This is a genomic window from Leptospira fluminis (assembly GCF_004771275.1).
In the GTDB taxonomy this organism is placed as follows: Bacteria; Spirochaetota; Leptospiria; order Leptospirales; family Leptospiraceae; genus Leptospira_B; species Leptospira_B fluminis.
Window position 1 is genome coordinate 229879 of record NZ_RQEV01000011.1, and the last position, 13420, is coordinate 243298.

Here is a 13420-nt window from a genome sequence, read left to right on the forward strand (position 1 = left end):
AAAAACGACCTGGATTTTTTATTCAAGCTATAAATAATTGGGGGGAGGCTCGTCTTCGAAGGATCCGAACCATGTTCGATTCGTTCCGAAAAAAGAAGCCCGATTCGATCCATTTTTCGGCTGAGGGGGAGAAGTATGATTCTAGATTGGTCCCGCTTGAACGGTCTGAAGCAAGGTGACGAAGAGGAAGATAGACTCTGGTTGGAGGACATGATTCGTTCTCTTCGAAAGAACATGAATGTCCGTTTGGATAATATAAAATCCTTCGCAGCACAACGAAAATCCGAAGAGCTAAGAGCGGAATTGCACCAAACCAAAGGGGTTGCAGCTAATTTCGGCTTGGCTGCCCTACAGGCAAAAGTCACCGAGGCCGAAGCGAAATTAAAACAGGGAGATCTCGCCACCTGTTTGACGTTATGCGAAGACTTACCTGTTATCTGGGAAAAAACGAAAACCGAGCTAGAAACGAAATTTCCGGAATAGAATAACTTCTAAATCCGGGCCGGAAGATGGAATTCTCTTCCGACACGACGAAGTTCCGAGCGGGTTACTTTTTCCCCTTACGTTCCGAAAAATAAGAATCCACCTGATTCGTCAGCGGTCGGATTTTTTCTTCGTAGGTCAGAATCGCTTCCACCGTTTTTTCGTACAAACTCATAAGCAAGGCTTGCGCAGCGTCGCACATCTGTTCCTTACGGAACTCCTCGACATGCAAAGTCTCCGTGATGGACCCGTCAGGATTGAAAGGCAAAGAAGCTAAAAGGTTGGAAACCACGATCTTATCGTCCCCAGCGACGTGACTCGGATCGAAAATCACAGGTAGGATGGTTTGATTCTTCGCGTGAGTGATCACGTTTAGATCCGGAGTATTCCTGCAATATCCTTCCTTGATGAACAGGGTCTTTACACCTCTTTCGCAAAGGATAATATTCAAATTTCCTTGATTAGCGATATATTCCGCGGCGGAAAACCATTCGATTGCCTCGTTTCCGAATCCCCGCTTCAGAATAACCGGCCTTCCCGTACGGCCTACTGCTTCCAGCAGCTCGAAGTCCTGGGCGTTTCTAGTTCCGATCTGAATCATGTCGGCATGTTTGGAGACTTCTTCCGCCATGGTGTGGTCCATCACTTCAGTGACATAGGGAAGACCCGTTTCTTCTTTTACCCGATCCAGAAGTTTGATCCCGTCCCAACCCATTCCCCTCCAATCGGTAGGTCTTGTTCTGGGCTTAAATGCTCCTCCGCGAAAGACGATGCGATCGAGGATTCCGAATTTTTTTCCGATCTCGACCGCCTGCTTCGCGATCGTAACGGTTTGCTCGTAGGTCTGGGGAGAATCCGGTCCGACGATGAAGATGTGTTTTCCGGTTCCGAATTTTCGGACAAGACCGTCCGCACCTTTAACTTCCACGATTCTATTCTCGCGATGAACGACTTCTCCGTTCTTGCCTGCAGCGGTGCGGGCGATATTCTTATAAGGCAATGACACGTTCCAAATTCGAGTGACCCCTGGGAGTTCCTTCACATAGCCTTCTTTTTCGGAGATATTTCTAGTGTCTCCGATGAAATGGATGGTATCCGACACAACCGCTCCTCGGATGATTTCGGTCTGGTTGCCGCATTCTCCGGCCAAAGCCTTGATCTTCGCTTCCGTTTCCGGGTGTCCCTTCTCTAGTTCGACTATGTCCACGTAGCCTCCGCCCGGGTACGGGCATCCTCCCGTTTCGGGAGACATTCTCGTTCCAGGCTTTCCTTAAACCGCAGAACGTCAAGAAATCCGTGGAAATGGCTCAGTGAGAATGTTCCGGCCCGGGAAAAATTCCTTCCTTCACTTCCTTGACGTACGTTTTCACGGCTTCGAAAACGCCGGAACGACCGTCCATGTACGTCTTTAGGAACTTAGGATGAAAGTCTTTGTTCAATCCGAGAAAATCGTATAACACCAGTACTTGACCGTCGGTGGCCGGTCCTGCTCCGATTCCTATAGTCGGGATCGGAATGGACGAGCTGATCTCCCCCGCTAAAATGGAAGGAATCAATTCGAATACGACGGAAAAGGCGCCGGCGTCCGAAATCCCTTTTGCTTCGTTTAACAATCTAATCCGGTCTTCTTCCGCTTTTCCCTGAATCTTATGTCCTCCGAACACGTTCACCGATTGGGGAGTCAACCCGACATGGCCCATAACGGGAATACCGATCCTCTCCAATTTATAAATCAGTTCCAGAATTTCCGGCCCGCCCCCTTCGAATTTCACCGCATCGCAACCGGATTCTTTCATGACTTTTCCCGCGGAGCGAATTCCATCTTCGAGAGAAACTTGGTAGGACAAAAAAGGAAGGTCCACTGTGATGAAAGTATTCGGCGCCCCTCGGCGCACGGCCTTCGCGTGGTAGATCATTTCATCCAATGTTACGGGCAGGGTACTAGGATGTCCTTGGACCACCACTCCCAACGTATCCCCCACTAAAATCGAATCCACCCCCGCTTCTTCCAGAATACGCGCGAACATATAATCGTAGCAGGTCAGCACTCCGATTTTCTTTTCCAAAGGTTTTTTCCCTTTCGGGAAGACTTTATTAACGTCCCTCATATTTCGTTCCTAAGATATCTCGAACGCGTCCGCAAGAAATCCTTCTCCCAATTCTTCCAATAACTCCCGGACAAAAGGACGCGTAAATAGACTATGATGCGGAAGGTGCAAACCTTTCTCATGCAAGCGGACACGATCGTAAATCAATATGTCTATGTCTATCGTCCTGGGGCCCTTATCCGTGGTTCGTACGCGCCCCATTTCCGTTTCGATCCGCAATAAAACGTCTAGCAGTTCGTGAGGGGGTAAGGACGTCGCGATTTCCAGAATCTGGTTCAGAAAATCCGGCTGGTCGGTTACTTCCAACGCTTCCGTGTTCAAAGGAGTCCCGCTCCGGACCAACCGTATTCCGGGTTTTTCCGAGATCCTGGAGGCGGCTTCCTTGAGAGAAGCCTGCCTGTCTCCTAGATTGGCTCCGAGGCAAAGAAAAACGCGGTGTTCCGTCATGGTTTCGTATGCACCGCGTGACTTACTCTATAATCGGAGCAATCCAGATGGATCTCTTTGGTCATCTCCATCAAACGGGAAAAGATCCGTCCTTCCGCTTTATCCTTCCAATCCGCAAGAGAAATATTGGAAGTCAATATCGTCACCCTCTCCTCTTCGTATCTGGAATCGATCAGATCGTAAAGTTGCGAATTCGCCCAATCGGATTCCTTGTTCGCGCCGAAATCGTCCAATACCAGAACTTCCACTTCCATGAACTGTTTTTTGATCGTTTGTTCCATCCCGTGGATCTGGCTGTCTTTTTGGTACGTATCCCTGATCGTGGAAAGAAAATCCCGATTGATTTTGGCGTATTTGCATTCCAGTCCGTAACGAAGAATCAATTCGTTTAATATGGCACAAGCGAGAAGTGTTTTTCCCGAGCCCGTATTGCCCCAGAGATACAACCCCTGCCGTAGAGATCCCAATCTATCCCACTCTCTGACCAAATGACTCGCCCAATCATGAGCGATAAAGAAACCCTGTTCGCTGGTGGTCGGAATATTCATATCCAAGCTATCCAAGGTTCTATACCTGTACTTCGCGGGAATTCCCGCTTTTTTCACCAGAGACTCGATGCGATTCATCTCCTCTCTAGCATCATGGCAAACGCAGGACATCATCCTGTTTTGGCTCTCGTCGTATATCATGAAAGGCGCTCTGCCTCTGGATGGACAGGCTCCGCATGCTTCGCTCATGCAGGAGCAAAGCACCAAAACGCCGGAGGACGAGTTTTGAACGTTCTCCTCCAGTAAAAAACCCACACCTTCACAAATCCTGCAACCTGGAGAGCCCGCTCGAATCGGAGTTAAATTCTTTAAGTTCATGCCGACAAACCGAGTCTAGTGGAGGACGGAGGAAGAGAAACAAAGAAAATCGCATATAGAGACGGAAAACCGTCTTAGGATCGAAAAATCTGCTCGCATTCCCGGTTCCATATTCGATTCTGGAGGTCGATTCCGACGGGAAATAAACCTCGGAATTCTTACGCGAAAACGTCTATCGGAGATCGACTGAGCGCTTTGGACCGGAAAAGATTCGGCGATTATGTCGCGAATTCGGCAAAAAAGGGAAAATTTTTTTCTCCCGGGTTTATCTGGAACCCCGAGCAACCGATAGTTAAACAGGAGAAAAGGACTTTGCCGTTCTTTTCCCGAATCCTATCTTTGAAAGAGAAGGCACAGGTGTGAGCACTATGAAGGTGATGAAGACTATTTTCGTTCTTCTGGCCGTGGTCGGACTCAACCTCTCCTTGTTCGCACAGAACCAGCAGCAAGGCGGAGGACAACAGAACCAACAAGAGGCCAAAGCGGCGGCCGATAAGATCGACGAACTCCTCAAAGGGGAACTCGTTCCCGAGGACGACGACAAGAACCTTACGGAAGAGCAGAAGCGTCGGAAGAAGGTGATCCAAGAGCAGGAAGCTGTTTGGAAGAACCCCGACTTCAAAGGCTATGACAAAAACTTCCAGGAACTCCATCAGCTCTCTAAGGCTTTCGCGAACAATAAGTTCCGCCTGGCCCTGACCAGCTACCAATCCGGAGTCAATACCATCTTAAAGATGCGGGAGTCTGTCGAGCAGTATCGTAAGGAAGAAGCCGAGAAGAAGCGTTTGGACGAGAAGTGGTATTGGCAAAAAGTCGACCGCAAAGCGCGCGAAGACCGCGTCGTTTCCAGACAGAAACTCGAGGCAAAACAATTAGCCCTTAACTATTTTACCAAAGCGGTTAACCATTTGGACGAGATCAAGAACCCGGACCTGCGCGAGCGTGCCGAGTTTAAACGTCTCTTATCCGATGTTTATCGCTCCTGGATCATTACGGAATACGACCTCCAAAACCTGCCTCAATGTATCCCCATACTTGAGCTCTACATCGAGGTCGATGAAAACGAGAAGGAATATCCGGCTCACAAGTATCTTGCTAGCTGCTACGCCTTCGAAGAAAACATGATCAAAAAGTACGGCGGCGCCAGCGAGGACCAAATGTTCAAATTCCGTCATAAGAAGAACATTCACCTTCTCCGTGCAACCGAGCTGAAATACGGAAAGGATTCTCCGGAATACAAACACATCGTCGCTCTGATCAACAAGGACGAAGTGATTTCGGTTCGTCCTTAACTCCTCTTTCATAAAAAGGATAATCAAGCCTCGGCGTTAGCCGGGGCTTTTTTATTTCTGCCGATCGGGCCGAAAGGTCCTTCATTTCCGAAAAAATATTGCGTCTATGTGATTCTTCGCTTATCCAAGTGGGATGCCCTTCTTAAGATTTCTCCCGAGTTCGAAATTTTTCCTAACGATCTATCTCTTAGCTCTCCTGCCCGCCTTTACGGAGAATTTACAGGCCTGCCGCCAGGATTACGACTGCACGGCCGGTGCGGTCTGCATCAAACCGCAAAATTCCCAGTACGGAGTCTGCTTAGGAGGAGATAGTCCCGGTCGCTCCAACGACGATTATTTGGATCCCGATCCTATGGATCCTTACTTAGGAACGACCTGCAACCAAACCCTCAATTGCACGAGAGGAAAGATCTGTTTCAAAACGGGAGACAGTGAACTAGGAGCTTGCATCCCGCAAGGTTGGATGAAGCGCAAGGATGTGAAAAATCTTTTGGAAAAGGGGAAGTAACTCCGGACAAATCGCCGAAAAATCCCTATCGATTTCGAAATCGGAATAAAAAAGGCGGTCGCAAATTCTAAGATCGGACGATGTATTTTTTTCGATCCGTTATTCTATAAACCGCAACTCCGCCGGAACCCGTCGGAAGATCCGATTATAGGAGAGAAAGAAAAGATGGTAGCTCACACCTTGGAAAGACCAAGCCAAAACCGAACCTCCCAATCCACGAAGGTACTGGATGTAGTCATCATCGGTTCCGGATTTGCAGGACTCTGTATGGGGATCCGACTCAAACAAGCAGGCATACATTCCTTCTTGATTTTGGAAAAAGGAAACGGAATCGGAGGAACCTGGAGAGACAACGACTACCCGGGAGCCGCCTGCGACGTTCAGTCCCATTTGTATTCGTATTCTTTCGCTCCTAAATCGGACTGGTCCCGTTTATTCGGCCCCCAAAAAGAGATATTGAATTATATGAACGACTGCGTCGATAAATTCGGCCTTCGCCCTCATATCCTTCTGAACCAGGAAGTCGACGGAGCGTTCTTTGACGAAAGGACCGGAACCTGGGAAATCGCCGTCGCCGACGGAGAAAAATTTCGGGCCCGCGCTCTCGTTGGTGGAACCGGCGGCCTCAGTCGGCCGGTGCTGCCCGATATTCCGGGAATCGAAGTCTTCCGAGGAGCTAAATTCCACTCCGCAAGATGGGATCACAGCTTCGACTTGAGCGGTAAGACCGTTGCGGTTATTGGAACCGGAGCTAGCGCCATTCAGATCGTTCCCGCGATTGCCCCCAAAGTCGGTCGTTTGGAACTCTTTCAAAGAACCGCTCCCTGGATCCTTCCCAAACCGGACGCGGCTATCGGCGGAAGCGTACGCGGTATTTTCCGCTTCCTACCTCCGCTACGTTGGTTATTTAGAAAAGCGATCTACTGGTTAAACGAACTGGGAGTCATCGCTTTCGCGATCAATCCGAAGCTGATGAAGATTTTCGAAAAATTCGCGAAAGGTTTCATCGTAAAAAGCGTCAAAGACCCTGCGCTGCAAGCTAAGCTGACCCCGAACTACACGATCGGTTGTAAAAGAATCCTTTTGTCCAACGATTATTATCCTGCTTTGAACCGTGAGAATGTGCATCTCGTAACGGAAGGAATCCGAGAAATCAAAAAGGATTCGATCCTAACTAAGGACGGAAAGGAGCACAAGGTAGATGCGATCGTATTCGCGACCGGCTTTCAGGCCGCCGAGGCGGTTTCACCTTTCGAAATCCGGGGCAAAAACGGTCAGTTGTTAAGCGACGCTTGGAAAGAAGCCGCAGAGGCTTATTTGGGAACCACTATCGCCGGATTTCCGAACTTTTTCATGATCGTCGGACCGAACACCGGTTTGGGCCACAGCTCCATGATTCTGATGATCGAATCCCAAGCTCAATATACGCTGCAATGCATTCGATCGCTGTTAAAGAAAGATATCAAGTATCTGGATGTGCGTAAAGAGATTCAGGATAAGTACAATTCGGAAATCCAGGAAAGGCTCGGCAGATCCGTTTGGCTGACAGGAGGTTGCGTGAGTTGGTACAATACCAGTTCCGGTAGAAACACCACCTTATGGCCCGGTTTTACGTTCGAATTCAAGGCGAAAACCTTCTTCCTGAGACCGAGCGATTATGAATTCGTCCGGATGGATGGAAAAAAAGAAAAGATCGGCCTCGGTTCTCGCGTATCTATGGCACTAAACGCCGCCCTGGGTTGATCACAACATCCAATACACTAGAATCTCCCGATTACCGTCTCTCCCGGTAATCGGAGATTCCGCCAGGCCGCGAACCTTCGCTCTCAGCTCCGAGCGCAAAAACCGGACAAAGGAGCGGATTGCCCGCCAACGGATCCGCGGATCCTTCACTACTCCCTTTAATAATTCCGACTTGGAAACTTCGAACTGAGGTTTAAAGAGACTGATGCCGGTCCAGATCACTTCCGGATTTTCCGATTTTAATTTCTGAACCGTAGGAAGCACGGAACGTAAAGAGATAAAACTCAAATCCATCGTTAAGAGAATTTCTCTGGGAAAAGGGTCCGATGACCGTTTCTCCCAAAGTTCAGTTAATAAATTCCAATCCGTATCCCTTATATGAAATCGATCCTGTACGGTAACGCGAGGGTCGTTCGCGATTCGGGAAGCCATTTGTCCGTAACCTACATCGAAGGAAAAGACCGCAAAAGCCCCTTTTTCCAAAAGGACCTGAGTAAATCCGCCTGTAGAAGCCCCCCAATCCACACAAAGTTTGCCCTCTGTGGAAACTTCGAATTTCCGAAAAGCCTCCAGGAGTTTATACGCTCCCCTACTCACGTATTCGGGTATGGTTTCTCGAATTCTGATTTCGGCCGAATCCGAAACGGAAACTCCGACCTTATCCACCACTCGATCGTCCACTAAAACCGATCCCGAAAGAATTAAGCTCCGAGCACGGGCCAGATCCGAAGCCAGACCCTTTTCTAGGACCAATCGGTCCAGTCTAGTTTTTCCTCGAGCCAAGGGATCCCGGTAGTTTTCGAAAAAAATCGGTAAAACGGATTCCCGACTCGGGAGAAGGAAGAGAAAGATCCAAATTTTTTCCCAATTCTTCCAGTTCTCTCACAAGCGAAGATACCATCTTCTTACATTCGTTTAATCCGTATAAAAAAGGATATGTGATCTTCCCGGAACGGGAATCTTTTCCCGGAGTTTTTCCTAAGTCCTCTCGGGATCCTTCCACGTCCAAAATATCGTCGGTGATCTGGAACAATAAGCCCAGCTTAATTCCATAGTCCGAAAAAAGTGCCGCGCGAGATTGGTGATCGGGCCGCAAGCGATTCCCAAGAAGAAGAGAGGCTCGAATCAAGGCGCCCGTTTTCAAACGATGAGTCATCGCCAATAATTCCTGCTTGGTTCCATGTAAAGAATCGGGCTTCCTTTCCAACGCTAAATCCAATACTTGCCCCGAGACCATACCCGGCCCGCCTCCGCCTTGGTGCAGAATGCGAACCAAATCCCGGTGTAAAAAAGGATCCGTTTCTTGACCTTTAGCATGTGTTAACCACTCGAAGGCATACCCTTGCAACGCGTCCCCCGCAAGAATAGCCGTAGCTTCGGAATACTTTTTATGTAGAGTCGGATTTCCTCGACGAAAATCATCGTCGTCCATGCTAGGAAGGTCATCATGGATCAGACTATAGGTGTGCAAAAATTCCAGAGAAGAACCGATGGCAAGGGAATCTTTGGTCATGGAGCCGAACGAGGCGATTGCTAGAATCGGACGTAATCGCTTGCCTCCGGCTTTTAAGCTGTATTCCATGGCCTCGGCAAGTTCGGACGCCGATTCTTTTTGGAATCGAGGAAAAACTTCCGATTCCAAATAAGATTCGAATTCCTTCTTCGCTTCGGAAAGCAGGGAGATAAAGGAAGGATCTTTTTCGCCGGTTTCCAAATCGTCTTACCTTTTTAAACCCGAACCGACGACAATCTTGCCGACAGTATTGCCTGTTTGAAAATATTTCACCGCGTCCGGCAGATCCACGAAGGCGTATGTCGCTCCGATATGCGGCGCAGGGAGATTCATTTTTAATAAATTTTTAATATAGGAAGATATTTCCTCCACACGATCATACAACCAAATGAGATTAAACCCTAATACGCCTTTGTTCGCGGAGATCATTTCCATCGGGTCTATCTTAGGTCTGTTCAAATATCGCCATGCCAGCGACGGCCAATTGACTCTATCCCCCTGACCCATAAAGGAAGCGGATCCGTAAACGACTAATCTTCCCATAGGAGCTAAGGCACGGTAACTATCCGCGAGGATTTTCCCGCCGATACATTCCAAAACTAGATTTAGTTCCCTTCCCCCCAATGCGGTCTTTAGTTCCTGCGCAAACCTTCCGGAGCGGATAATCCAGGCATCGTACCCTTCTTTTTCCAAGAGAGAAATTTTGGAAGGGTTTCCGACCGTCCCCAACGTATAAGCGCCCATTCTCTTCGCGATTCGGTTCGCGTAAATTCCCACGCCGCCGGCCGCACTATGGATCAGAACCGTCTGACCTTTTCGAAGATTTCCTAGAGGAACCAAAGCGTAGTAAGCCGTCAAAGCCTGGACCAAAAAACCGGCCCCTTCCTCGTAGGACCATTTGGGCGGAAGTTTGTATACGTATCGTTGGTCGATATTCAGATGATCCGCATAGGCCCCGAAACGGGTGACACCCATCACTCGATCGTTTTTACGAAAGTGTCTTACTTTTTTTCCTAAAGCCACGATCTTTCCCGAATATTCCAAACCCGGAATGAAAGAACCTTTCGGCGTCGCGCTGTAGAGCCCCTGGATAGCGAAAATATCCGCAAAATTTAAACCGATGGCCTGAACCTGAACGGTGACTTCGAATTCTCCAGGTTCGGAGAGCTCCTCTTCCTTTCTTTCCAACGAATCCAATGAGCCTTTCGTATCGACTCTGTAAACGGTGCGAATCATGGGGGCATTCTGTTTTACATTTTGATATTCTTAAAGGAAAAAATCGGATCGGATCGATTTCTTTCTTTTACCGAAAAAGCCCCGGAAAAGAGGGAACAAATCCCTGTGATCCGAGGCTCGCGCCCTTTTTAGAAAAAGAAACCTTATACGGAAGGAAAGATTTCCTTCAAAAAATTCTTCAACTCTATCCAGGAACGTACGTCCGCCTTTTCGTTATAAGCGGCACCTTTCGAATTGTCGTTTCCCGCTTCCTTGATCGTAAAAGAATGCACCGCTCCGCCGTAGGATATGAATTGCCAATCCACCTTGGCCTTTCTCATCTCCTCTTGGAAAGCCGCCACCTCTTCGGGTTTTACGAACGGATCATCCGCGCCGTGTAAGGCCAAAACTTTCCCTCGGATCGCAACGGATTCTTCCGGTTTCGGAGTGGATAATCCTCCGTGAAAACTGATCGTCCCCTTGAGCGGAGCTCCGCTTCTGGCAAGTTCCAAAGCGGCCGTGCCGCCGAAGCAATAACCGAGAATAGCAAGGTTTTCCGGATCCACTTGCGGTCTACTTTTCAGTGCATCGAGCGCGGCTTGAGTCCTGTCTCGGAGCAATTTCCGATCTCCACCCTGCCGGAAACTTCCGGCGATTTTTGCCGCCTCTTCATTCGATTTAGGCCGGACTCCTTTACCGTAGATATCGGCTGCAAAGGCAACATATCCTAAAGAAGCAAGCTGCTTGGCTCTTGCTTTCGTGTTTTCGCCTAGGCCGAACCAATCATGAACCAATACGATTCCCGGAGCTTTTTTTTCCTTTCCTTCCGGATACGCCAAGAAGCCTTCCAGAACGGTATCTCCCTGTTTGTATTCCACGATTTCGGTTTTTACCTTAGCGGAGATCGAAGACGCCGAAAGGATCAGCGCCGCAATACCTGTTAGAACTTTTTTCATACGTGAGGACTTCCTCGGGATCGCTCCCTATTTCAGATAAAGGATAGACGATCCTGCAAAAAAAATTGTCAGCGAAAAATCGAAGTCCCTGAAAAATATTTAAGAAAGTTAACTAATCACTGTGATGGTAGGTATAAGCTTAAAAATAGATTACCCGCAGATCGATGCCTCCGTGAGTCACATGAACGGTTTTCGTCTCCATACCACTAATACGAACAAAGGAAGACCAGGAGGCTTCATCCGGACAAAGTAGAAATCCGGCAATTTCGGCAGGGAGTTTTCTCCATTCTTTTAGAATTTCCGCCAACTGCCGGTAGGGATCAAAAACGTTTTCTTGCCGGATCCTCAATCCGTACGGAGGATTTAAAGGCATCCAGATCTTTGCAGGCTTTCCTAGAGAGATCCAAATTTCACGGGGAGAAAGGGAAAAAAAATCCTTTTCGCTCGAGGCCAAGGTCGGCGGCTGAAGTCCGGACCTTTGCTTTTCCAAAAATTCCTGAAACCGGCTCCCTCTTTCCCGCAAATATGACGCGGCATCCGCTTCTTTTTCATTCCACCAAAGAATGACAGTCTTATTGATCGCCGTTTCCGAAATCTTTCGCTTTAAGAACTCCCAAGTGGCTATCGGAAATTCCCCCAAATCTTCGAAGACATAGGATCTATCATAATGAGGAAAACCTAGCCCGAAAATATGAAAAGCCGACTCCCAGACGAAAGTACCCGAACCGGCAAACGGCACCAGAACCGCGTCTGGATCCGGAAGAATTTTCTTCAATTCGCTTAACAGAAAACGAGCCATATCCTCCCTTATCGGAGCGGATTTAGAAAGAGGCGCGAAACCGCCATGTTTAAAAAGAGGTTCGCCCGCTAAACTTAGGGAAAGAATTAAATCCTCCCCCACGCAGAGAGCGTTTAGTTCGGTAAAATTTCCGATTGTGGAATCGATCGGAATTTTTCCGTAAGCTTCCTCCCAAAGAATTTGGAGCTCCTCGCGGCTCGCGACGGCCCGACCTCGACTTTGCGGGTGAAATCGAATTTGCCAACCATTCGGAAGTAAAGAGGCCTGGCGCAAGGATTCCTGTAATCCGGAAAAACTGAAATCCTCCGACATATAAAACTTGCCTAGATTTATACGAAAATCACGCACCCATGGGAATCTTGTGAGAATTTCCAGAGCCTGGCGAAAATTCGCTTTTTCTAATATGAATTTTTCCGGAAAAACGTTCGCTTTCGGAAAATTGGTTCTAGGCAAGTACGGAGAGGAAATGGCCGACTCCAGTTCCGTTTGTGTTTCCCTAGCGCTTCCGGGAGGCAGCAGAAACTCCCATCTCTGAAGCCTTCCCGGTTTCCATTTCGAAAAAACCCAATCCATATGGGAACTTTCCTTTTCCCCCGTAGAAGCAAAAGGAAAAAGTCGACCGCCGACCTTCCAATCGAAAATGTTTTTCTACTGTTTTAAGGCGGCGGTTCCCGATCTCGCCACTTGGCCGTCCTGAACGGATTGTGCGCCGGAAACGCCGATCGCTCCGATGATTTTCCCGTCCAAAAGAATCAATTCGCCTCCTTCCAAGGGGGCAATCCCTTGGATCGCAAGCAGTCTCAGTCCTATTCCGCCCGCCGCGATCGCGTCTTCTAGACTTTTACTCGGACGTTTAAAGTTATTAGCCGTGACCGCCTTCAATCTTGCGATCTCTATGGAACCGATCTGAGTACCGTCCAATCTTTCGAACAATACCAAATTACCGCCCGTATCCACGATCGCGATCGCCATAAGCCAGTTATTTTTTTTAGCTTCGGCTTGCGCGGCTGAAATCACCTTCCTTGCCTGTTCCAAATTGATGGGCGAACCGTACATCAGCGGTTGTTGCGTTTGAGACTCCAGCGAACTTGTAATTCCGAAGAAAAGTAGGCCGGAAGATAATAAAATCGCCTGAACCGCTTTTGAAACAAGATTCTCTTTTTTGGTCATAGTGTTCTCCTATATTTGAATTCGATTACCGGCTGGCGATAACCGTCATCAGTTTTGATTTGAGGGCTTTACCGTATGACAAAGGAAACGGTAAAAAACGAGAGGTGGGAAGAAATTCGCTCCGAGCGGAAGAATTTCCTAAAATGGACTCAGACGAAAGTCTCCGCCGAGCTTTTTCATTATAGAAAGAGAATGGATAAGGTCAAATCAAATTTGAAGGCGAGGTGGTCCCCACCCTGCTCTGGGTGGGGGCCGGTGCGGTGGTACCCCCGAAGCGGCACTCCAACGCACATAGCACAATTTTACAAAAAAAGGAAACC

The 13420-nt window shown here is 48.4% G+C and carries 14 protein-coding genes; 4 read left to right on the forward strand and 10 right to left on the reverse strand.

Features of this window, described 5'->3' with window-relative positions:
* Positions 1 to 135: 135 nt before the first annotated feature.
* Positions 136 to 483 (forward strand): Hpt domain-containing protein, encoded by a 348-nt coding sequence (locus EHO61_RS11190; RefSeq protein ID WP_135813671.1) that lies wholly within the window; start codon positions 136 to 138, stop codon positions 481 to 483.
* 64 nt (positions 484 to 547) lie between these two features.
* Here EHO61_RS11190 and EHO61_RS11195 read toward each other — a convergent pair whose 3' ends face one another.
* From EHO61_RS11195 to EHO61_RS11210, 4 genes are all read right to left on the reverse strand, one after another.
* Positions 548 to 1690, reverse strand: a complete 1143-nt coding sequence (locus EHO61_RS11195; protein WP_135813812.1) for an N-acetylneuraminate synthase family protein — start codon at positions 1688 to 1690, stop codon at positions 548 to 550.
* A gap of 100 nt (positions 1691 to 1790) precedes the next feature.
* Entirely contained in the window at positions 1791 to 2591 is an 801-nt protein-coding gene (panB, locus tag EHO61_RS11200) for a 3-methyl-2-oxobutanoate hydroxymethyltransferase (RefSeq protein WP_135813672.1), read from the reverse strand.
* Between the two features lie 9 nt (positions 2592 to 2600).
* Positions 2601 to 3038: a 2-amino-4-hydroxy-6-hydroxymethyldihydropteridine diphosphokinase gene (gene folK / locus EHO61_RS11205; protein ID WP_135813673.1), complete on the reverse strand. Its 438-nt coding sequence runs from the start codon at positions 3036 to 3038 to the stop codon at positions 2601 to 2603.
* Positions 3035 to 3904, reverse strand: a complete 870-nt coding sequence (locus EHO61_RS11210; RefSeq protein WP_167884859.1) for an ATP-binding protein — start codon at positions 3902 to 3904, stop codon at positions 3035 to 3037. Before EHO61_RS11210 ends, folK begins: the two co-directional genes overlap by 4 nt.
* A 368-nt stretch (positions 3905 to 4272) precedes the next feature.
* Between EHO61_RS11210 and fcpA the strand changes: the two genes are divergently transcribed.
* The 3 genes from fcpA (at position 4273) to EHO61_RS11225 (ending at position 7447) form a co-directional block, all read left to right on the forward strand.
* On the forward strand, positions 4273 to 5196 hold the full coding sequence (gene fcpA / locus EHO61_RS11215; protein ID WP_135767941.1) for a flagellar coiling protein FcpA: 924 nt from the start codon (positions 4273 to 4275) through the stop codon (positions 5194 to 5196).
* A 133-nt stretch (positions 5197 to 5329) separates the two neighbouring features.
* Positions 5330 to 5704 carry a hypothetical protein gene (locus EHO61_RS11220; protein ID WP_135813675.1) on the forward strand — a complete coding sequence of 125 codons (375 nt, stop codon included), beginning with the start codon at positions 5330 to 5332 and terminating at the stop codon, positions 5702 to 5704.
* A 165-nt stretch (positions 5705 to 5869) separates the two neighbouring features.
* Positions 5870 to 7447 carry a flavin-containing monooxygenase gene (locus EHO61_RS11225; RefSeq protein WP_135813676.1) on the forward strand — a complete coding sequence of 526 codons (1578 nt, stop codon included), beginning with the start codon at positions 5870 to 5872 and terminating at the stop codon, positions 7445 to 7447.
* On the opposite strand, the gene EHO61_RS11230 is transcribed toward EHO61_RS11225, so the two are convergent.
* The 6 genes from EHO61_RS11230 to EHO61_RS11255 all read right to left on the reverse strand — a co-directional run bounded on the left by EHO61_RS11230 (position 7448) and on the right by EHO61_RS11255 (position 13100).
* Positions 7448 to 8230, reverse strand: coding sequence for a TlyA family RNA methyltransferase (locus EHO61_RS11230; RefSeq protein ID WP_135813677.1), 783 nt, complete (start codon positions 8228 to 8230; stop codon positions 7448 to 7450).
* A complete protein-coding gene (locus tag EHO61_RS11235) occupies positions 8211 to 9161 on the reverse strand; it encodes a polyprenyl synthetase family protein (protein WP_135813678.1) in 951 nt (316 codons plus the stop codon). The genes EHO61_RS11230 and EHO61_RS11235 overlap by 20 nt, the downstream gene beginning before the upstream one ends.
* 6 nt (positions 9162 to 9167) lie before the next feature.
* Complete coding sequence (locus EHO61_RS11240; protein WP_135813679.1) at positions 9168 to 10196, reverse strand: synaptic vesicle VAT-1 family membrane protein; 1029 nt, start codon at positions 10194 to 10196, stop codon at positions 9168 to 9170.
* Between the two features lie 143 nt (positions 10197 to 10339).
* Positions 10340 to 11131 carry a dienelactone hydrolase family protein gene (locus EHO61_RS11245; protein ID WP_135813680.1) on the reverse strand — a complete coding sequence of 264 codons (792 nt, stop codon included), beginning with the start codon at positions 11129 to 11131 and terminating at the stop codon, positions 10340 to 10342.
* A gap of 139 nt (positions 11132 to 11270) precedes the next feature.
* Positions 11271 to 12503, reverse strand: a complete 1233-nt coding sequence (locus EHO61_RS11250) for a hypothetical protein (protein ID WP_135813681.1) — start codon at positions 12501 to 12503, stop codon at positions 11271 to 11273.
* Between the two features lie 75 nt (positions 12504 to 12578).
* Positions 12579 to 13100: a GlcG/HbpS family heme-binding protein gene (locus EHO61_RS11255; protein ID WP_135813682.1), complete on the reverse strand. Its 522-nt coding sequence runs from the start codon at positions 13098 to 13100 to the stop codon at positions 12579 to 12581.
* Between the last annotated feature and the right edge of the window lie 320 nt (positions 13101 to 13420).